This is a genomic window from Pyrinomonadaceae bacterium, assembly GCA_036277115.1.
Lineage (GTDB): Bacteria > Acidobacteriota > Blastocatellia > Pyrinomonadales > Pyrinomonadaceae > UBA11740.
In genome coordinates, this window is record DASUNM010000024.1 from 546,417 (window position 1) to 566,333 (window position 19,917).

Below are 19,917 nucleotides of genomic sequence, written 5' to 3' on the forward strand. Positions count from 1 at the left end.
AAGTTAAGTAACGACCGCGAGTGCCGGCTGCTGTTCTCTCACGCTTTGCATCCATAGGTCCCACTCCTGGAGAGCCAGCTTCACTTGCAGCATGTGCCGGTCGCGTTTCCGGCGAACTGAACGGGCTTGCTCCGGCGACAGCGGTTCAAGCAGCGCAAACGTTATGTTCACCGGCTGGTAATTCTTTGTCTCGGCCGTTGAGACATAGCGTGCGAGTGCTCCAATCGCACTACGCGGCGGCGCGATCAAAAGTTCTTTGTCTTGCAGAAGCCGCGCGGCATTCTGTCCCGCCAACCATCCCATCGCCACCGATTCGACATAGCCCTCGACGCCGGTAATCTGCCCGGCAAAGAAGATGTTTGGATGCTCGCGCATCTGCATGGTTGGCCGCAGGACGCGCGGCGCATTGATATAAGTGTTCCGGTGGATTTGCCCAAACTGGAGAAACTCGGCGCGTTCGAGGCCGGGAATCAAGCGCAACACGCGCGCCTGCTCGCCGTAACGGAGATGATTTTGAAAGCCGACCATGCTGTAGGCGTCAGCCATCAAGTTTTCCTGGCGCAGTTGCACGGCAGCATACGGCTCACGACCGGTACGCGGATCGTTCAAGCCCACCGGTTTCATTGGCCCAAATCGCAGAGTGTCCACGCCGCGGCGCGCGAGTTCTTCAATCGGCAGGCATGCTTCGAACCAACGGGTCTCTTCAAAGCGCTGTAACGGGACGCTCTTGGCATCGATGAGTTCGCCATAGAACCGGGCGTATTCTTCTTCATTAAAAGGGCAATTCAGATAATCATCGCCGCCCTTTCCGTAGCGCGCAGCTTTGAAGGCGATCGAATGATCGATTGAGTCGGCGGCGATGATCGGGGCGATGGCGTCGTAGAAGTACATCTGATCGTCGCCGGTCAACTTCATGATTTCCCAGGTCAATGCGTCGGAGGTCAGCGGGCCGGTCGCGATGATTGAAAAATCGTGCGGCGCAATCGAAGTAACTTCGTCACGCAGGAGTTCGATATTCGGATGGGATTCAATTTCCGCCGTGATGTAGTGGGCAAACCGTTCCCGGTCGACGGCGAGTGCCGCTCCGGCCGGGACACGGGCATGTTGCGCCGCGCGCATTACGAGCGAGTCGCCGCGGCGTAACTCTTCTTTCAAAAGGTACGACGCCGAGCCTGGCTCGTCAGACTTCAGCGAATTCGAACAGACAATCTCGGCAAGCTTGTCGGTGCGATGCGCCGGTGTCTGGCGCACCGGGCGCATCTCGTACAGCTTGACGCGCGCCCCCGCTGCGGCGGCTTGCCAGGCGGCTTCGACGCCCGCTAATCCTCCGCCAATGATGTTGATGGTGCTCATGATGCTGTGTGAGACGTTTATCTGCAGATTCCGGTGCGCGTTCGTTTTCCTCCCTGCGTGCGGGGAGGGGTTAGGGGAGGGGTTGAGCGCGCGTTGCAATCTCACGCGCTACCTCTCTCCGCTGCGGAGAGGGGATAGAGATTACGTAGCATGATCGCCCTATCTCATTGTAATCTGTGGCTGATTTGTTGCCCCCAAGCTTGACCTGAATTTCGCCGATTCGTATAGTCAAAACTTCGATGTGCCGGCTTAGCTCAGTTGGTAGAGCGTGCGATTCGTAATCGCAAGGTCACCGGTTCGACTCCGGTAGCCGGCTCCAATAGATCACCTCTCCGGTGAGTGTCTCGAAATTGGAAGCCAAACAACGAAGATGCCACCGCCGACAGCTCTATCTCACAACCGCTCCATAAACCGACAGCGACGTCGACCTGTGATTGACTGAGAGATTCCAGTGTTTGAAATCTTCGGCCTGGGTGCAGTGATTTCCTCGGCCCTGGAGGACGAGACGGAATTTTGCGCCTCTCCATGTCTTGAACACGCCGGTGCCGGTCGCTGATCCATCAAAGCGCCATTCTTTGTAGAGCAGCGGCCCACCGCCGCCGCCTTGTTGGCCATCATGAACATCGGCGCCGAAATTCACCAGGCGTAACGGGATGGGTAGCGTGAGAGAGCCGCTCTTTTCCTGAGCCCCAACGTACTTCAGTTGCCAGTGCCGCATATCATTCGAGCGCGTCAATTCAAACTCGCCGTCTGAAAATGGCGCGTCCTCCGAGCCGCTCATTCCATTCTTGGCTTCGGAGAAGTTGACCCGGTTAATCTCTTTTCGCATCTCCGCAGTAAGCCGTTCGGCCCGCTGGTACCATTCGCCGTCATCAGCACAGCAAGCACAGAACATGGGTGGCGCAGCTGCTTTGTTGCTCGTTGCCACCTTTGAGGTTGAAAAGATAGTTGCTGAGACGGCTGCGGCGATCAGGACCGACATCCGTACTATGTGGATCAACTTTCGGTTCATGGGCTCTCCTTCGACTTAGTCAGTTTGTTTTCTTTTCCGGGAACAACTTGACCTCAACATAACGCTTCGGGTTGAGGTAGGTCCTGGCTGCCTGCTGAATCGTCGCCTTGTCGATTTTCCCGTAGTAGTCCGGGACGGCCCATAAGCCGGCTACATCTTCACCGACGTTATATCGCGACGAAATGTTATTCAACAGGTAGCTATTTAATTTGATGTTGGTCTCGAATTCGCGCAGCAACGTCTCTTTCTGATCCTTTAATTGCTGTTCGGTTGGGCCGTTTGTCTTGAAGCTCTCGATTTCGTCGAAGACGCGTTTGACCAGAGCTTCCGTGCGATCCGGCGCGCTGCCAAAGTTTATGGTTATCGAGTAACCTGGATTCGGAAACTTTTCGTAACTTGGTGCGGCGCTGACGCTGTAGGTTCCGCCTAACTCTTCGCGGAGCGTTTCCAGCAGCCGTCGCTGCAAAATCTCGGTCATAGCGCGAATTGTGGCGCGGTTCGTAGCGTTATATTCGAAGGGGCCGCTGAATACTATCGCAGTCTGGCTCTTCGGCTCGACGCCTTTTTCTATTCGTTTTACCACGACATCGGTCGGGGTACGCGCCCCGACGTCCTTCCAGGTTTCCTTCCGGCGGATCGAAGGCAATGACGCCAGGTATTTTTCGATTAAAGGTTTTATCGTCGGCAGATCGAAGCTACCCACGAAAACGAAGGTGAAGTCGCTGGCATCCGCAAACCTATCCCGATAGAAGGCCATCGATTTTTCGAGGTTCCATTGGTTTATCGTTTCCGATGTCGGCACTAGTCGACGGGGATGGTTTTGGAATCTTGCGGCCTGTAGTTCTTTCGCGAAGTTGAATTCCGGCACGGCGCTCTGGTTGGCCAACAGCGTCTTCAAATGCGTGGCCTGCACATTGAAAGCAGTTTCGTCCGCGCGCGGCTGTGTGAAACGCAGATGAATTAGCTGAAACAGCAGTTCTAAATCTTTCTTCGAACTGCTTCCACTCAGTCCCTCCTGCAGTTCGCTGATAAACGGATCGGCAGTCGCGATCTTACCAGCCATCATCTTTTGTAGATCTACAACATTGAATTTACCCAGGCCACCGGACGTCACCACGTAGGTGGCCCAACTCGCAGGAACGTAATCGCTATCGCCCGCCAGCGACGTTCCCCCTGGACTGGTCGCGCGGAAAAGGATTTCGTCCTCCTTGAAAGTTGTGGGTTTAAGTATGACTCTCGCGCCGTTCGACAGCTCCAATTCCGTGATGCCGATGGGCTCTTTAGCCGTGGTCTTGATCACGCTGCCTGGCGTAGGCGCCGAATCCAGTAAGCTCGCGCCGGATGCGGCATCGACATAAGCTTTCAGATCTTTTGTCGCGGCGGATTTGAGGACCGCGGCAAGCTTTGCCTGGTCCGGGATAACGACGCCGGCTTTCTCGGGGGCCTGGACGATGACCATGCGATTGCGATCGGGAAACCATTCCCGGGCAAGTTTATTGATCTCGTCCAGTGTAATTGCCGGCAGAAAACGTTTGTGCAAAGCATACTCATCGGCCGGACTGGGCAGCGTTTCGTCGTCCAGAAAGTGCCGCACGTATTCGTTGGCGCGGCTGGCAGATTCGGTGTTTTCCGTTTCCAGCGCGTATTGCTCGTAGTTTCGCAGCGTGTCCTGTTTATGTCGCTCGAGTTCAGTGGCAGTGAACCCGAAGCGCGTCACTCTTTCGGCTTCCGTTAGTAACGCGCCCAGTCCGCGCTCGATGCCGTCGTCCTTTACCAGAGCGCTAAGAAACGCAATATCTTTTGTGCGCGCGAAGAAAGCGCCGCGTCCTGCGCCGGCATTGAAAAAGGGAGCATTGGGTTGCTGAACTATTTCTGAGAATCGCGCGGTGAGCATGCTCGCGAACAAGTTGTCGACAGTCTTTTGCCGATAAGCGCCAACCGTTCCTTCTGCGCGTGACGGCAGCAAAGTCAGGAGCTGAACTACGGTGCCGCCGGCTTCTTTGTCCGCGGCGATCGCGTACGCAGTCTCTGCCCGATCAGGCACGTCGAATTGCTGTCTCGGCCGCGGCTTTGTTGCGGCAGGTATTGAGCCAAAATGCTTCTTGATCGTTTGTTCCATTGCCGCCTTGTCAAAATCGCCAACGGCAACTACTGCCATCAAATCCGGCCGATACCATTCCCGGTAGAACTGCTTGATTCGTTCAACGTTCGCCTTTTGGATTATTTCGGGCTTGCCGATTGGCAAGCGATCGGCGTAGCGCGAGCCCTTTAGAATGACGGGGAAGATCTTTTGCAGCATGCGCATGCTGGCGCCCTGACCGAGTCGCCATTCTTCCATGACGACGCCCCGCTCTTTTTCAATCTCTGCGGCGTCGAAAGATACGTTGTGCGCCCAATCTTCAAGAATCAGCATTGCCTTCGCCATCGTCTCGGGCTTGTCGGTCGGCACTGTTAGTGTATAAACCGTCTCGTCGAAGCTGGTGTAGGCGTTTACATCCGCGCCAAATCGCATTCCCAGCGACTCCATGAATCTGATCGTTTCGTTTTTCGGAAAGTTCTTCGTGCCGTTGAAAGCCATGTGCTCAACCAGGTGCGCGAGACCCTGTTGATCGTCATCTTCGAGAATTGAGCCGGCCTTTATGACCAGCCGCAATTCGGCGCGCTTTTCAGGTTTCTTGTTGGCCCGGATGTAATAACGGATGCCGTTCGGCAAGGTACCGATCATGATTTTCGGATCCACCGGCATTGCGTCGCTCAATGCCTGAGCGCGAATGAGTTGAGTTCCAACGCCGGCGAGGCAGACACTGGTTAAAACGACGGTGGCGATGAGGAATAAACGAAGAGGACGCCGAGAGTTCATGTTCTTCTCCAAATTAGAAAAATGATCAGCTTATCTGTGTGATCCAGACGAGTTCGCAGAGCAGGGAGACTCGAGAGTTTTTATAACATCGGCCCGAAGGGGAAGCAATTCACCGTTGACGTTGCGTGTCGCAAGTTTGGACAATGGCTGACTTGCTTAACGAAGAACAGCTTCAGCAATACCAAAGCCAAGCAACTATTGCTGCAATGAATTTCCACGAGCACGTCCAAAACGAAATCTGGAGCGAAAGGGACACCTAAATTGGAAGAGTCTTGTTGGCTTCACGTCGTTCATCGAGGGGTCAAGCGAATTGACAGGCGTCTTTTGATCATAGTAGGTTTTGGCGGCTATTTGGGCCGTTCTCTTACTTCCAGACTTCAAAGACATTTTGCCGTCTTGATCTTCGAGCCTGATTCGGTCTGGCCATTTGCCGCGGTGAAAACCTATGGCTTGCATCCTCCTAGTCTTCTGGATATTTCTTTCGAGCGTTGACAGTAAGGCAAACAAACCAGACACACCTCAACCACCGGCCCCGCCGTCTTTGACGATTTCCTTCGAGCGTCAAAATATCCGTCAAAACGATTGCTCAAGCGTCGAGTTGCTCCTGGTCAATAACTCGGAAGAGGAGCTGAAAACCACCCTGACGATTGCGGGGCCTTCCTTTATTACATGGTCCAGCGAGCCTTGTAAGAAGGATTCGGGTGAGTCCGCTGGGCAATCATTGGATCTCGGAGCTATTTCGGCTAGATCGACGTTGCGGCGGCGGTTGTTTCTTCGCACTGCTTCCACGATCGAAGTCGGAGATTACAACAGCTTGTTTACGGTTGAATATCGCTGGGAACGGAACAACGTAACGGCTTCCGCATTCGTCAGTGCCGAGAAGCCGATCAAAATAAGCTTTCTCGGAAGCGAAAGCGTGGGCGGTATTCCGCTGGCGCTGGCCGGGTTCATCGTCCCGGGGCTGGTTTTCTGGTGGATCATCAAATTGTTCGGCGCGCCGTGGAGCCTCGAAGGATTAAGTAATCAAATGATCTACAGCGTTTTTGTTTCAATCGTGCTCATGTTCATCGGCACATGGCTGCACATTTCAGACATTAGCCGGGGCATCAGCATGGAGAAGTTACTAATCTTGTCGGCCGCTGGTTTGGTGGCAGGAGTCGCGGTTGGGGGCGGGGACCTGCTGGTCCGAAAGGAAAAAGCACGGCGCGCGGCCGGTGTGGCCGCTGCGAAACTGGAGCAACAAATAAGATTAGAAGAGAGTGAAGCAAGTCTCCTTGGAAAACTGTTAGAGCTTCCTGACAAAGCTCAACTTAACAAGCCCTTGATCCTGCTGAAGAATGGCAAACGGTACATCGGGGCGCTGGGGGCGCTGACATTCTTTGCCAAGCAGGGTAGCGCTGAGAGTGAGCGAATCTATTCGCTGGTGGGTTCCTTCGTTATCAATGCGAAGCTTGCCGACGAGACGGTCAAGGCCCGTCTGGTAGAACTTCGAGCGTCTAAAAAGATGCGCGCGCTGGTGACATTGGCGGCAGAAAAGGGCTTGTTGAATTCTATTGAAGAGATCCAAACAATAAACGCCGATGGAGAGTTCGAGCCTTCCGGAGTGACATTCATGCAGTGGAAAGAGGCCGAAGTTGCGTCGGCGGCTGTAGATCAAGAAAACTGGGAAGCGCCGCCTTTGAAGTAAAAAGGAATCGCGCCACCCTTGCGAGTGGCGCGATAGTTTAGTTTCCCGAATGTTTAGCAGTCACATTCTTTCATTTAGCGCCACCGCCCCGAAGGGCGGAAGCGAATTGTGGTTTTATCCACATCTACACGGCCCGGACAGTCAATTCCGGAGCCGGGTGCAAGCGCCTCGAAGGGCTAGCTCCCGCTAAGCGCTATTTCGACCCGTAGGTCGGCTTTGTATGGTGTTACCACCCTACGAAACATCACCAGCCGTATGCTATAACGCGCCCGAAAACAAAGTCAATCGAACGTTCGGCGTGGCAATCATAATTTGAGAAGGGAGGCAGTGGGACATGTTAGAGATACCGTTTCAGGGAATCGACCTTTACATCTTCGATGTGCATACAACAATCAGACCGCTGACCTTTAACAATTGTCTGCAAGAGAGATTTCGGTTTTTGGTTGAACCAGCTGCCTATCGAAAAACTTATCTCGACGCAAAATCAACGCTCACGAAGTCCTTTGACGTTCACCCGCTGTCGCAGCACGCGCAAACCAAAAATCACTTTTGGAAGAACTATCTCAATTTGTTTTCGGAGGGCGCGCCGGACGTGTGGCAAATGCAGGCGCCGTTTGTTTGCAGCCTCCGCCAGCCAATCGTCACGTTGGCGGACGATTTGGGCTTTACCGGATCAATTCGTCCGAGAATTTACGTCTCGGCCCTGGGTTGGTCAACAAGTCTCAGTATTCACCTGCGAGGCGAGATTCACCTTTCAGCTTTATTAGATTTTATTCTTGGCCTCATCGGAACCAGGGGGAAGTCCGGTCTGCGATTCGACGGACAAGCGGCAAACATCTCCTTCGTCTTCCGCGGTCTGGCTGAGCGGCTGCTGGAAGAGGTTTATGACAAAGCGCATCCGCCTAAGACGGGGGCACCGCAAGTGCCGCGTCGAATGGTGATATCCCTGTCGAAATTTGAAGGCACGCCACTACATTACAAGAAAACGCTCGATCGAAAAGGAATGTCCAGTGAAGAGCAGGCGCTGCTTCACAGTCTCTTGCGCGGAGAAGAAATTGGAGTGAAGGACCTGGCTCAGAAACTGCGAAGTCCATCGGCCACGGTGGTGCGCTTCGAGCCGGATGCGGACTTTATGTTGATCTATTTCGAATATGGGGCACTGGTTTTCATGCAAAGGACCGCGCGCCTCAAGGATAAACGCCAAAGGTCACTGACTTGCTTTTCCTCGAATACATGCGCTTATGCGATTATGATTTGGACCCTGTTCCACTTTTACCACGGCACGGTAAACACTTCGAACGAGGCGGTAAAGGCCATGCGGCAGCAGGTGAGAGCCAACCTGGCGGCCATGAAAGACAAATACCTTTCAAGCGCGGATACCACCAGGGACAGCGTTCAGTTTGGGAAGGCGTTTTTCAAAAATAACACAGACCTGAAGAAGATCTTCGAGGAATCAGCGTGACTGCTCTCGCAGAATTCGGGCTCCCAACGACCAGAAACTTAACAAGTCGTCAGCGGGAATTGCGACGGTCATCTGAGTCCTCACGAGCTTAAATCGAACTTGTCGATCAGTTCACAACAACTTGAGGATTACGAACGCGACGGTTTCTTAGCGCTCCCGAATTTTGTGAAGCTGTCGGTCTGCGATCGTTTGCGACACCGCGCCGAAGAGTTAGTGCGCGAATTCGATCCGCAGGAAGTCGTTTCCATCTTTTCTACCCGCGAGCAAACGCGGACGAGCGATGACTACTTCCTCGAGTCGGGCGACAAAATCCGATTCTTCTTTGAAGAGAACGCATTCAATGCGGACGGCAGTTTCCGGCAAGCGACGGCGATGTCAATCAATAAGATTGGGCACGCGCTGCACGATCTCGATCCCGTATTCGATGAGTTTTCCCGGCGCGGCGAAATCAAAGAACTCGTCTCTGACCTGGGAATTGACCAGCCGTTATTGCTGCAATCGATGTACATCTTCAAGCAGCCGAAGATCGGCGGCGAAGTTACTTGCCATCAGGATGCAACGTTTCTTTACACCGAGCCCTTAAGGATGCTTGGGCTATGGTTTGCGCTGGAAGATGCGACGATCGACAACGGTTGTCTGTGGGTGATTCCCGGCGGGCATCGATTGGGATTGAAGTCGCGATTCGTAAGAGCCGAAGCCGGCGGAACTCGTTTTGAAATCTTTGACGATGCGCCCTGGCCGGAAGACAACCTGCGGCCTTTGGAAGTCGAGAAGGGAACTCTGATCGTGCTGCATCCACAGCTTCCGCACCTCAGTCGCGAAAATCGCTCGCCCAAATCGCGACACGCCTACACCCTGCACGTCATCGACGCTTCAGTAAATTATCCGACTGAGAATTGGTTGCAGCGATCCGCTGAGATGCCGGCGCGAGGATTCTAGTTACTCGACAGTTACGGATTTCGCGAGGTTCCGTGGCTGGTCGACGTCGCATCCGCGTCGCACGGCGATGTGATAAGCGAGCAGTTGCAGCGGAATGATCGAAAGCAAGGGCGAGAGCAAGTCACTCGATTCCGGGACCGAAATTACGTGATCGGAAACGACTGAAGACATCGTGTCGCCTTCGGTCAGGACGGAAAGCACGATGCCTTCACGTGCTTTTACTTCCACAATGTTCGAATGCGTCTTCTCGTAGCGCAGCTCTGAGGAACGATTCCCCACTTCACGCGTATTGATGAACATCACAGGCAGCCGCTCATCAATCAGTGCGTTCGGCCCATGTTTCATTTCACCCGCCGGATAGCCTTCGGCGTGAATGTAGGAAATCTCTTTCAGCTTCAGCGCGCCTTCGAGGGCAATCGGAAAATTGATGCCGCGGCCGAGGTAAAGGAAGTCGGTCGCGCGAAAGAACTCTCGTGACAGCTCGTCAATCGCGTCCGACTGGTTCAGCAGGTGCTCCATCTTCACCGGCAGTTCGGCCAGTTGCCGCACATGCTCGAGACTCTCTTCATCGCTCAATGTTCCGCGCAGCTGGCCCAGGTAGAGCGCAAACAAATAGAGCGCGATCATCTGCGAAGTAAAAGCCTTCGTTGAAGCGACACCGATTTCCGGGCCGGCATGCGTAAGGATCGTGCCGTCGGCTTCGCGCGTGATCATCGAGCCCTGCACGTTGCAGATTGAGAGAACTTTGGCGCCGCGTTCTTTGACTTCGCGGAGGGCGGCGATCGTATCTGCCGTTTCACCAGACTGCGTAATCACCAGGAGCAAAGTATTGTCGTCGAGAACGGGATCGCGGTAACGGAATTCCGACGCGTAATCAACATCAACGTTAACGCGTGCGAGCTGCTCGATCATGTACTTGCCGGCCAGACCCGCGTGCAGGGAGGTTCCGCATGCGGCTATCTTGATGGAATTAAAACTCTTGAACTCGTCTTCACTGATGTTGCGCATTTCATCGAGGAATACGCGGCCGGTCGCGTGCGAGATTCGTCCCTCGACGGTTTCGCGTACCGCGCGCGGCTGCTCATAAATCTCCTTGAGCATGAAATGCTTGAAGCCGCCCTTTTCGACCTGAATCGGATCCCACGTAATGCGCGTCTGTTCGGGCTGAACTTCCTTGCCGCTGAAGTCGCTAACGCGAATGCCGTCCTTTGTCATGACGGCGATCTCGCCGTCGGCCAGAAAGAAGACATCGCGCGTGTGTTCGAGAATCGCAGGAACGTCGGACGCTACAAAAAATTCGCCATCGCCAAGGCCCATGACCACCGGCGGACCCTGACGCGCGGAAATAATCGTATTCGGGTAATCGGCCGAGATGATCGAGAGGGCAAAGATGCCCGTGAGTCGCAGCACGGTCTCGCGCACTGCCTTTTCGAAATCAGCGCCCTGCTTCAAATACTCTTCGATCAGGTGCGCCACGATCTCGGTGTCAGTCTCGGTAACGAACTCATGATCCTTCTGCCGGAGTTCTTCTTTTAGTTTCAGGTAATTCTCGATGATGCCGTTATGAACGACGATTACGCGGCCCGTGCAGTCGCGGTGCGGATGCGCGTTCTCTTCGGTCGGTCGCCCGTGGGTCGCCCAACGCGTATGGCCAACACCATAAGTGCCGTTAAGCGGATTCTGCTGCAACGCCGCTTCCAGGTTGCGCAGCTTTCCTTCGGCGCGGCGAATCTGTAATTCATTGTTCCCGTTGACGACGGCAATGCCAGCCGAATCATAGCCGCGGTATTCGAGCTTCCGCAGACCATCGATGATCAACGGCACCACCGGTTTGTTTCCAACGTATCCGACTATTCCACACATAAGTTAGTAAACAGTAAGTCGTGAGCAGCGAGCAGTAAAAACGGCGAATCCCGCCGCCTTTTCATTTCGAATCGTCGTCCGCTTTTCTGATTGCCTTGGCCGGCACACCGGCGACCAGGGTATTTGGCGGCACATCCTTGGTAACAACCGAGCCGGCGCCGGTTGAGGCCCCGCTGCCGACGCGCACCGGCGCGATCAGCATTGTATCTGAGCCGATGTGAACGTGGTCTTCAATGATCGTCTGGTGTTTGTTCTTCCCGTCGTAATTGCACGTGATCGTGCCGGCGCCGATGTTCGTTTCTTCACCAATCGTCGCATCGCCAAGATAAGTCAGATGCATGCTCTTCGTGCCGCGACCGATGCGCGATTTCTTCACTTCGACAAAGTTGCCGACGACCGACCGTTCGTCCATCTGAGCATTCATGCGCAGGTGCGCAAACGGTCCGACGGCGCAGTCATCGGCGATTTGCGAATCCATGACCAGGCAATGGTCTTTGATGGTGACGCGATTGCCGATCTGCGAATTCACAATGCGCGATCCCTGTTGGATTTCGCAAGCTTCACCAATGACCGACCTGCCCTGAATATGCACGTCGGGATGAATCACTGAGTCGCGGCCAATCTTTGCATCGCTGCTGACATAGGAATGGGAAGGATCGATGAATGTCACGCCGTCTTCGATCATCATTCGCCGAATCGTGTTCCGGCGCATCAGGTTTTCGAATTCGGCAAGTTCAGCCCGCGTGTTGATGCCTGAAACTTCGCGTGCATCGCCGTGCAGGTAAACAGCAACGTGATCGCCGTCCGCTTTCAGGATCGCCGGCACATCGGTCAGATAGAATTCGGACTGTGCATTGTTTGGTTTGATGCGACTGAGCCCGTCTATCAGCTTTGCGCTTTCAAAGCAATAAATGCCGGCGTTTATTTCGCGAATCTGGCGCTCGTCTTCCGTGGCGTCTTTTTGTTCGACGATCTTCACAAAGCCGCCTGCGTCGTCCCGCATGACGCGACCGTAACCGGTCGGGTTTTCCAGTCTAACACTGAGCAGCGCGCAAGCTGCTTTCGCCGCGTGGTGAGCATCGATCAATTTAGTCAGCGTGCCCGGTCGAATGAGCGGCACATCACCTGACAACACCAGCACGGTCCGATTATCGCCGCGCAGTTCATTCTCAGCGGCGATCACCGCGTCGCCAGTGCCACGCTGTTTCAGTTGATGAACAAACGCGATTCTTTCGCGGTCTGAGGCAAACTCGGCTTCGACGATTGCGCGGACTTCTTCCGCCTGGTGACCGACAATTACGACAACCTTCCCCGGGTTGAGCGCTAGCGCACTTCGGCAGACATGCGAGATTAACGGACGGCCATCAAGCTTGTGCAGCACTTTCGCGACATTCGATTTCATGCGCGTGCCCAGGCCGGCCGCCATGATCAGCACGTCAACACTTTGTCCGTCGCTCGGATTAGGATTTGAGGAATTCTGCAAGGTCGTATTTGCGTGGTTAGACTGTTACCGGCAGAGGCACAGGCGATTGTGCGCCGCAGGCCAGCACGACACGCGCCAGTTGATCAGGATCGTGACGCACCATTTCGCCCTCCTCGAGCAAGTTCGTGCGGACGATTTCACCGTAGCCCGTTCCGTTGGTGCTTGGTTTCGCTTCAGCCCAGGTTACCTGGAACGCGCCGTCAGCCGCATACAGCGAGGCCTGGTGCTCAGTGATACTCCGGTCATTCAACAACACGTAATCAAACTGAATCTGCGGAGCGTACTTCTTGACGGTCGCCAGATGTTTCTGCGCGTCGAAACCGTCGGTCTCTCCGGGCTGTGTCATCAGGTTGGTGACAAAGATTTTGATTCCTCCTGATTCCGCGATGGCGTCAGGTACTTCTGAAACCAGCAGGTTTGGCAAGATACTCGTGTAGAGCGATCCAGGCCCCACGGTAATCACATCGGCAGCGCGAATCGCGGCCAGCGCACCCGGCAGCGGTTCGCAGTGATCCGGCTCAAGCCGCAGGCTCCGAATTTCGGACTTCGCCGCAGTGATTTGCGTTTCGCCGTGAACCGTTCGCCCGTTTACCAGTTCCGCCACCAGTCGCACATCCGTGGTCGTGGCCGGAAAAATGTGGCCTTTGCTGGCCAGGACCTCTGAAGAAAGCCGTACGGCTTCAACGAAGTCGCCGGTAACGTCCGCCAGAGCAGCGAGGAAAAGATTGCCGAAGCTGTGGCCGGCCAAATCGCCTGAACCGCCGAAACGATGCCGAAAAAGGCGCGAAATCAGGGTCGAATCCTCTGACAGCGCAATCATGCAGTTGCGTATATCACCCGGCGGAAGCATCTGAAGTTCATCACGCAGGCGGCCCGAACTCCCGCCGTCGTCAGAAACGGTGACGATGGCCGAAAGCGACTCCAACCAGACGTCATCTTTCCGCCGGCCCACAAACTTCTTCAATCCGGACAGAAGAGTCGAGAGACCGGTTCCTCCGCCGATCGCCACCAGCCTAACGCCACGATTCGAGATTATCTCGTTCATTTTTGCGCGAGCTTAACACTCCCACGGGCAAATATACCTGAAAGCAAACGGCACGGATAGAGATCGGATTGAACCGCGAAGGTGGAGGATGTCACTCAGCCGGAGGGAAAACTATTTGATCGAACTCAGGATCAGTACGCAGGGAATTCAAATCCAGATCGCGTTGGGCGCGGATTCGCAGTTTTGGTTGCAGATCCAACGCGCTTCGCAGGGACCTCAACGCGCCATCGATGGCGCCGAGGCGCGCGCGGGTGGCGGCCAACCCGTAATGAATGTGTGCAGCCTCAGGCTCGCGTTTCAACGCGCGCTCGAACAGTTCCTGTGCCGCCACATAATCGCCCCGGTTCAATTCAATCACACCACGATCGTAAAGCGAGTCAGCATCGCGCGGCGGCGTGAGGTCCGTGCGCAACCGAGCTTCGGAAACCGCGAGATAAGTTCTGGCGCGGGCAGCAACTTCGGATACCGAGGGGTACTTTTCGATCAAGGTGCGAAACTGATTGCGGGCTTCCGCAAACCGGCCGCGCGTGAATTCCTTGTGCGCCGATTCAAAAGCAGTAAGCGCTGCCGCCTCTTCAAAGGTTGGTTGGGGCGGCGGCGGTAACGGCTTCTTAATAACTGGGCGGAGAATCGGTTTCGCGGCTACGCGGCGAGTCGGTGTCTTGGTGACTTTGGGCGCGTGCTTGGGCGTCGCCTTAGCGCGAGATTTCGCGGCCGGCTTCGCTGAAGCACGCTTTGTCGTCGCCTTCTTGCTCGATGCAACTTTTGTTGCTTTGTTCGCGCGCGCCTTACCGGCAGGCGAACGTTTGGTAGCCGGCTTCAACCGCGTTGATTTGGCGACGCGCTTCCGCGCACCGGCGCCTTTGGCCGCCGAGCGAGCTGTTGAACGTGACGGAAGTCTTTTTTCCGGACTACTCATCGTGACTTATACTGAAACCCCTAAAGGTACCCAAACGCCGCCTGTTAAGGGGCGGAGCTTAACACAGGTCTGGCCCTAATTCAATGAAAGAATAGGGTTTGTGGGCAGTTTGGGGCGGGAGCGTTCAACAATGATGGCCGTCAGGCTGCGGCCGAAAAACAGGTTGATGCCGCAATCTTCGCCGTGTTAAGGTGACTCGTGGTGCCCCGTGTCCGGTTTTGACCCGCCGGGAGCCACAGAAATCAAGGCGGATCTAGCCCGAACCTGCCCCTCACTCCGTTGCAACATTGTTGGCCACTCATCAACTGAGCTCCGCTCGAAGTCACCTGACAGTATGCCCATTCTAATCCGAGAGCAGCGTTACCATCACATCAAGGCGCTGTTGGCCAGACTGCGTTTGGACGCGGCGGCGCGGGTGGTCGTGCTTGTAGAGAAGGACGGTCAGCAGATCGCCGCCCACGGCGAGGTCGGCGACCTGGATACCACCAGTCTCGCGTCACTGGTTGCCGGAAATGTGGCGGCCACCGGCGGCATGGCGAAGTTGATCGGCGAAAAGGAATTTCCCACGCTCTCGCATGAAGGCGACAAAGAGAGCATTCACATCAGCGTCATCGGTCGCGTGCTCCTCGTGGTCGTCTTCGACCAGCGCTCCAGCCTCGGCCTGGTAAAGCTTCGTTCGAAGCAAGTGTCCCAGGAACTGGCGACGGCTTTCGCGGAAATTGAACGCGAATCACAAGCCCCCGGAGCTTCATCCAGCTTGCCCTTCAGTGAAATCACCGACGAAGAGATCGACAGCCTCTTCGTGCAAAACTAAATCCATCAAGCCATGACTTTCATTAACTACGCTTCGCGCGAGATAAACTGCAAAATCGTCTACTACGGTCCCGGCTTGTGCGGGAAGACCACAAATCTCCAGCACATTTACGACGCGACTGCGCCGCAGGCCAGAGGCAAGCTAATCAGCCTCGCGACTGAAACTGACCGCACTCTGTTCTTTGACTTCATGCCCCTGGAGCTCGGCACCGTGCGCGGATTCAAGACGCGCTTTCACCTCTACACAGTCCCCGGCCAGGTTTTCTACGAAGCTTCTCGCAAACTAATTCTGAAAGGTGTCGATGGCGTGGTGTTCGTCGCTGACTCGCAGGAAGAGCGGATGGACGCGAACATAGAATCGCTGTACAACCTCGAAGAGAACCTCAGAGTGCACGGCTTCGATCTGATGAAAGTTCCGTACGTACTGCAGCTAAACAAACGCGACCTGCCCCACATCATTCCCGCGGAAGATCTCACTGCGGAACTGCAAAAGAAGGGCGAGCCGGTCGTTGAAGCGGTCGCTTCATCCGGCGTCGGTGTCTTCGACACTTTGAAGGCTGTAGCGAAACAGGTTCTAACGGAATTGCGGAAGAGCTAGATTCAGCCGAGCGGCTTCACCATCAACAAGCCATCTCCGCCATTTGAATAGTATTTCGGCAGTCGTTGCGTAACGCTGTAACCGAGGCTGAGGTAAAGCTTCTGTGCGGACACGTTCGTCGCCCTGACTTCCAGACGTGCGATTCTCGCATTACGGCGCCGAAATCCATCTTCGACGCGATCCATTAAGCAGCTTGCCAACCGCCGGCGGCGATGTTCCGGGGCGATCCCAATCGTCGTGATATGACCCGTGTGGTCAGGCTCAAGCAGGCCAATGACGAAACCGGCCATGGAGCTGTTTTGCGTTACAACACGATAGGAAACGGATTCGGGTGACCCGAGCAGGTATTCAAAAGTGTCGCGGCTGTAGGCTTCGCCATCAAGAAAGCAGCGCTGATCCAACTGCCAACATTCGTCGATTTGGCCCATCGTCAGCGGACGCAAGTCGTAATGGGCGTTCGTGGGCGGCACGAGCGCGAGCGTGGGAACGGTAACCGCCGTTCGCTCTCGATTGCTCGACCACCACTTGGGTCTGAATTTCTTTAAGACAGCCATAAACCCGAATATGCACTCTGCTGGGCGCTGAATCGGTGGCGGGGATTATACCTGCCCGCGTAAGTCCAGTCACGCGATGGCAAGAGGAGGAGTGTCTTACGTTGCGTTTCTTTGCGGTTTGGCGCCTTTGGTACGCACGCCTCTGGCGTGCTCGGGGCGGATAAAATGAGCAGCACTCCGAGTCGTGCGTACCGCAACGCGTCCCCGCTAGATAATCAGCATACAGTCGCCATAGCTGTAGAAACGGTAGCGCTCGCTGACCGCGTGGCGATATGCCGCGAGCGCTGGCTCCCGGCCGGCGAAAGCGCTCACGAGCAGAAGCAAAGACGACCGGGGCAAATGAAAGTTCGTCACGAGGGCATCAACCATTCTGAATTCATAGCCAGGCGTAATCGTGAGGTCTGCGGTGCTCGAGCCCGGAGTGATTTCTCCGTCAACCGAAACTGCCGACTCGAGTGCCCGCGTGGTGGTTGTCCCCACCGCGATGATGCGTCCGCCGGAGGCACGCGCCCGGTTGATGATTTCAGCGGCCTCAGCCGTGATTGAAAACATTTCCGGAAGCACGCGGTGTTCTGAGACTTCTTCGACGCGCACCGGCTCGAAAGTGCCGTAGCCCACGTGAAGTGTGATTTCAGCGATCGAAACCCCGGCATTCTTTATTTCATCGAGAACCTTCGGCGTGAAGTGCAGTCCGGCCGTTGGCGCGGCGATGGCGCCTGATTCGCGGGCATAGACCGTTTGATAGCGCTCGCGATCTTCCGCGTCAACTGCACCTTCGCGTCTGATGTACGGCGGCAGCGGCGGCTGTCCGACTTCAGCTATCAAGTTCAGGAAGTCATCACGCGGCTCAAACTGAATGAGGCGTGTGCCATCTTCGTTTGCGGCGGTCACCGTCGCTTGCAGCCGTCCGTTACCAAAACTGATTCGAGCTCCGATGCGCAACCGGCGAGCCGGCCGCGCGAGAACTTGCCAAAGGTTAGGTTCAACTTCACGCAACAGGAGGACTTCGGTAGTGCCACCGCTCGGCACTCGCTCGCCCATCAGCCGTGCAGGAAACACTTTTGTATTGTTCAGGACCAGACAGTCGCCGGCGCGCAGATACTTCGGCAGGGAAGCGAACTGCTCATCAGTCTGTGTTTGGTGCTCCCGATCCACCACGAGCATGCGCGAGGCGTCGCGTTCCAGCAGCGGATGCTGAGCAACTAACTCTTCCGGTAGTTCGTAATCGAAGTCAGATATCTGCACGGGACCGGCAGTGATTCAGGAATACGATGCGGACGGCACGGGCGCGTTCGGTGCGATTGAATGGTCGATGTGCTCGCGATGAAATACGCCGGTGAGCTGGGCGCCGAACAGCAGGACCAGGCTGGAAACGTAGCTCCAGGTAAGCACAGCAACGACCGCCCCGACCGAACCGTAAATCTGATCGTAGTGAAAGTAATTCAGGCTCCACGCGAAGCCATACTTCGAAGCTTCCCACAGCATCGCGCCAATCATTGCACCGGGAATCGTGTCGCGCACGCTGACGTACGCGTTCGGCATGAATTTGTACACGATGGCGAAAAGCATGAAAGTAACCAGCAAGCTAACCACTGCGAACACAATCTGCCAAAACACGCTGCCGGCGGTCGAAAGCACCGGGTAGTTTTCGAGTTGACGAGGGGAAACACGGCCCGCTACTTCCCGAAAATAGACGAGCACCGATGTCGTAAGCACCGACAGCGATAAGAGCAGACCGACAAATCCAATCATTCCCAGGGTCGTCGCTCGCCCGTGAAGAAATGTGCGATGGGTGGTGCCCCAGACGCGATTCAGCGCGCGCTCGACCACCGCGAACACCCACGATCCGGCCCACAGCGCGACAACCGCACAGGTGATGATGGCGCCCGTGCTGATGCCGGACAGGGATGTGATCGTCTCTTGGAGAAACTTACTCGAGCCGGGATAAACCTGGACGACGCGCGAAACCATTTGCGTGCCCGCGGCCACCCGGTTGCCGAGTGCCAGCAACAAAAGCAGCGCCGGGAACAGCGTCATCAATCCGAAGTAGCTCATCGCCGCGGCCGAGGTGAACAAATCGTTTTCATGAAATTGATGAACGGCGTGCGAGAGTATGCGACGCCACGGCGAGCGATTACGCACGCCGAACGATTGACGAGAGATTCTCTTCAAACGATCTGAGGTTGAGTTGGAAATAGCCATCTACGTTTAGCGGCGGGCTACTGCCCGCCAAATGTGAGGACGAGCGGTCGCCCGTCTCTAAACTATAGATTCAGGGGGAATCAAACAACGTGGGGCGCAGCTGGCCCGTCGCGCGGGCGCCAAAATGTTGATAGGCAAGTTGTGTCGCCATCCGGCCGCGGGGGGTGCGATTCAGGAAGCCAATTTGAATCAAGTACGGTTCGATAATTTCTTCAATCGTGTCTTTCTCTTCATGAATCGCGGCTGACAAAGTGCCGACGCCGACCGGCCCGCCTTCGAACTTTTCGATGATTGTCGTCAGCAGCTTACGGTCCATTTCGTCGAGACCGTACGTATCAACTTCCATGCGATTGAGGGCGTCGTTCGCGACTTCGTGGGTAATGCGTCCGTCGTAATCGACTTCCGCATAATCGCGCACGCGCCGCAACAAGCGGTTCACGATGCGCGGTGTCCCGCGCGCGCGCTTGGCGATCTCCTGGGCGCCGCTATCGTCAAGTTCGACGTTCAGGATGCTGGCCGAACGCTTGCAGATCGTTTCGAGATTTTCGTGGGAATAAAAATCGAGATGAAAATTGATACCAAACCGCGCGCGCATGGGCGCACTGATTAGCCCGGCGCGCGTGGTCGCGCCGACGAGCGTGAACTTTGGTATGTCGAGCTTGATTGAGCGCGCGCCAACACCCTGACCGATGATGAAATCAAACTGAAAGTCTTCCATCGCCGGGTAGAGTTTTTCTTCGATCACCGGCATCAGCCGATGAATCTCGTCGATGAAAAGCACGTCGCCTTCCTGAAGCGTGGTCAGCAACGCCGCGACGTCTCCAGCCTTTTCCATTGCGGGACCTGACGAAGAGCGAAGCTGCGCCCCCATTTCGTTGGCGATGATGTGCGCCAGGGTGGTTTTGCCCAGCCCCGGCGGACCGGTGAGCAAAACGTGGTCGAGCGCTTCACGACGTTTACGCGCGGCGGCAATATAGACGCGCAGATTTTCCTTGGCTTTGGTTTGCCCGATGTACTCGGCGAGCTTCGACGGACGCAGAGAAAGATCGTATTGACGATCTTCTTCAGTCGGAATTGCGCTCAGCGCTTCCTCAGCTCTGGTGGCTTTCGGCATGGGCGATCTGAAT

Annotated in this window: 16 protein-coding genes and 1 tRNA gene; 6 read left to right on the plus strand and 11 right to left on the minus strand. The window is 55.6% G+C overall.

Annotated features, from left to right (window positions below; all coding sequences use genetic code 11):
* Positions 1-3 precede the first annotated feature (3 nt).
* Positions 4-1,353: a methylenetetrahydrofolate--tRNA-(uracil(54)-C(5))-methyltransferase (FADH(2)-oxidizing) TrmFO gene (trmFO, locus tag VFX97_15875; protein HEX5704680.1), complete on the minus strand. Its 1,350-nt coding sequence runs from the start codon at positions 1,351-1,353 to the stop codon at positions 4-6.
* 243 nt (positions 1,354-1,596) lie between these two features.
* On the opposite strand from trmFO, the gene VFX97_15880 reads away from it, so the two are divergent.
* Positions 1,597-1,672 (plus strand) — tRNA-Thr (locus VFX97_15880).
* Positions 1,673-1,741: 69 nt separating this feature from the next.
* Here the strand turns inward: VFX97_15880 and VFX97_15885 are convergent.
* Both VFX97_15885 and VFX97_15890 read right to left on the minus strand, forming a co-directional pair.
* Positions 1,742-2,365 (minus strand): hypothetical protein, encoded by a 624-nt coding sequence (locus VFX97_15885; protein HEX5704681.1) that lies wholly within the window; start codon positions 2,363-2,365, stop codon positions 1,742-1,744.
* A gap of 19 nt (positions 2,366-2,384) precedes the next feature.
* Positions 2,385-5,225: an insulinase family protein gene (locus VFX97_15890; protein HEX5704682.1), complete on the minus strand. Its 2,841-nt coding sequence runs from the start codon at positions 5,223-5,225 to the stop codon at positions 2,385-2,387.
* A 445-nt stretch (positions 5,226-5,670) separates the two neighbouring features.
* Here VFX97_15890 and VFX97_15895 point away from each other — a divergent pair, with 445 nt between their 5' ends.
* The 3 genes from VFX97_15895 to VFX97_15905 all read left to right on the plus strand — a co-directional run bounded on the left by VFX97_15895 (position 5,671) and on the right by VFX97_15905 (position 9,313).
* Positions 5,671-6,912 carry a hypothetical protein gene (locus tag VFX97_15895; GenBank protein ID HEX5704683.1) on the plus strand — a complete coding sequence of 414 codons (1,242 nt, stop codon included), beginning with the start codon at positions 5,671-5,673 and terminating at the stop codon, positions 6,910-6,912.
* A gap of 334 nt (positions 6,913-7,246) precedes the next feature.
* Positions 7,247-8,374 (plus strand): hypothetical protein, encoded by a 1,128-nt coding sequence (locus tag VFX97_15900; GenBank protein HEX5704684.1) that lies wholly within the window; start codon positions 7,247-7,249, stop codon positions 8,372-8,374.
* A gap of 99 nt (positions 8,375-8,473) precedes the next feature.
* Entirely contained in the window at positions 8,474-9,313 is an 840-nt protein-coding gene (locus tag VFX97_15905; GenBank protein HEX5704685.1) for a phytanoyl-CoA dioxygenase family protein, read from the plus strand.
* Here the strand turns inward: VFX97_15905 and glmS are convergent, their stop codons facing one another.
* The 4 genes from glmS to VFX97_15925 form a co-directional block, all read right to left on the minus strand.
* Positions 9,314-11,176, minus strand: a complete 1,863-nt coding sequence (glmS, locus tag VFX97_15910) for a glutamine--fructose-6-phosphate transaminase (isomerizing) (protein HEX5704686.1) — start codon at positions 11,174-11,176, stop codon at positions 9,314-9,316.
* Positions 11,177-11,237: 61 nt separating this feature from the next.
* Positions 11,238-12,659, minus strand: coding sequence for a bifunctional UDP-N-acetylglucosamine diphosphorylase/glucosamine-1-phosphate N-acetyltransferase GlmU (gene glmU / locus VFX97_15915; protein ID HEX5704687.1), 1,422 nt, complete (start codon positions 12,657-12,659; stop codon positions 11,238-11,240).
* Between the two features lie 16 nt (positions 12,660-12,675).
* Entirely contained in the window at positions 12,676-13,704 is a 1,029-nt protein-coding gene (locus VFX97_15920) for a gluconeogenesis factor YvcK family protein (protein HEX5704688.1), read from the minus strand.
* Positions 13,705-13,795: 91 nt separating this feature from the next.
* A complete protein-coding gene (locus VFX97_15925) occupies positions 13,796-14,623 on the minus strand; it encodes a tetratricopeptide repeat protein (protein ID HEX5704689.1) in 828 nt (275 codons plus the stop codon).
* A gap of 334 nt (positions 14,624-14,957) precedes the next feature.
* On the opposite strand from VFX97_15925, the gene VFX97_15930 reads away from it, so the two are divergent.
* On the plus strand, positions 14,958-15,437 hold the full coding sequence (locus VFX97_15930) for a roadblock/LC7 domain-containing protein (protein ID HEX5704690.1): 480 nt from the start codon (positions 14,958-14,960) through the stop codon (positions 15,435-15,437).
* Between the two features lie 12 nt (positions 15,438-15,449).
* The gene (locus tag VFX97_15935) at positions 15,450-16,034 is read left to right on the plus strand and encodes a GTPase domain-containing protein (protein ID HEX5704691.1); all 585 of its coding nucleotides are present in this window, start codon (positions 15,450-15,452) and stop codon (positions 16,032-16,034) included.
* A 2-nt stretch (positions 16,035-16,036) separates the two neighbouring features.
* On the opposite strand, the gene VFX97_15940 is transcribed toward VFX97_15935, so the two are convergent.
* From VFX97_15940 to ruvB, 4 genes are all read right to left on the minus strand, one after another.
* Positions 16,037-16,588: an N-acetyltransferase gene (locus tag VFX97_15940; GenBank protein HEX5704692.1), complete on the minus strand. Its 552-nt coding sequence runs from the start codon at positions 16,586-16,588 to the stop codon at positions 16,037-16,039.
* Between the two features lie 207 nt (positions 16,589-16,795).
* Positions 16,796-17,833, minus strand: a complete 1,038-nt coding sequence (gene queA, locus VFX97_15945) for a tRNA preQ1(34) S-adenosylmethionine ribosyltransferase-isomerase QueA (GenBank protein ID HEX5704693.1) — start codon at positions 17,831-17,833, stop codon at positions 16,796-16,798.
* Between the two features lie 15 nt (positions 17,834-17,848).
* Positions 17,849-18,790, minus strand: coding sequence for a YihY/virulence factor BrkB family protein (locus tag VFX97_15950; GenBank protein HEX5704694.1), 942 nt, complete (start codon positions 18,788-18,790; stop codon positions 17,849-17,851).
* Between the two features lie 70 nt (positions 18,791-18,860).
* Positions 18,861-19,904 (minus strand): Holliday junction branch migration DNA helicase RuvB, encoded by a 1,044-nt coding sequence (ruvB, locus tag VFX97_15955; GenBank protein ID HEX5704695.1) that lies wholly within the window; start codon positions 19,902-19,904, stop codon positions 18,861-18,863.
* Between the last annotated feature and the right edge of the window lie 13 nt (positions 19,905-19,917).

Excerpts from the sequence above, each read along its gene's own strand:
- VFX97_15890 (HEX5704682.1), bottom strand. The coding sequence starts at position 5,225 with ATGAACTCTCGGCGTCCTCTTCGTTTATTCCTCATCGCCACCGTCGTT.
- VFX97_15950 (HEX5704694.1), bottom strand. The coding sequence starts at position 18,790 with ATGGCTATTTCCAACTCAACCTCAGATCGTTTGAAGAGAATCTCTCGT.
- glmS (HEX5704686.1), bottom strand. The coding sequence starts at position 11,176 with ATGTGTGGAATAGTCGGATACGTTGGAAACAAACCGGTGGTGCCGTTG.
- ruvB (HEX5704695.1), bottom strand. The coding sequence starts at position 19,904 with ATGCCGAAAGCCACCAGAGCTGAGGAAGCGCTGAGCGCAATTCCGACT.
- VFX97_15895 (HEX5704683.1), top strand. The coding sequence starts at position 5,671 with ATGGCTTGCATCCTCCTAGTCTTCTGGATATTTCTTTCGAGCGTTGAC.
- VFX97_15925 (HEX5704689.1), bottom strand. The coding sequence starts at position 14,623 with ATGAGTAGTCCGGAAAAAAGACTTCCGTCACGTTCAACAGCTCGCTCG.
- trmFO (HEX5704680.1), bottom strand. The coding sequence starts at position 1,353 with ATGAGCACCATCAACATCATTGGCGGAGGATTAGCGGGCGTCGAAGCC.
- VFX97_15930 (HEX5704690.1), top strand. The coding sequence starts at position 14,958 with ATGCCCATTCTAATCCGAGAGCAGCGTTACCATCACATCAAGGCGCTG.
- VFX97_15935 (HEX5704691.1), top strand. The coding sequence starts at position 15,450 with ATGACTTTCATTAACTACGCTTCGCGCGAGATAAACTGCAAAATCGTC.
- VFX97_15940 (HEX5704692.1), bottom strand. The coding sequence starts at position 16,588 with ATGGCTGTCTTAAAGAAATTCAGACCCAAGTGGTGGTCGAGCAATCGA.
- VFX97_15920 (HEX5704688.1), bottom strand. The coding sequence starts at position 13,704 with ATGAACGAGATAATCTCGAATCGTGGCGTTAGGCTGGTGGCGATCGGC.
- VFX97_15900 (HEX5704684.1), top strand. The coding sequence starts at position 7,247 with ATGTTAGAGATACCGTTTCAGGGAATCGACCTTTACATCTTCGATGTG.
- VFX97_15885 (HEX5704681.1), bottom strand. The coding sequence starts at position 2,365 with ATGAACCGAAAGTTGATCCACATAGTACGGATGTCGGTCCTGATCGCC.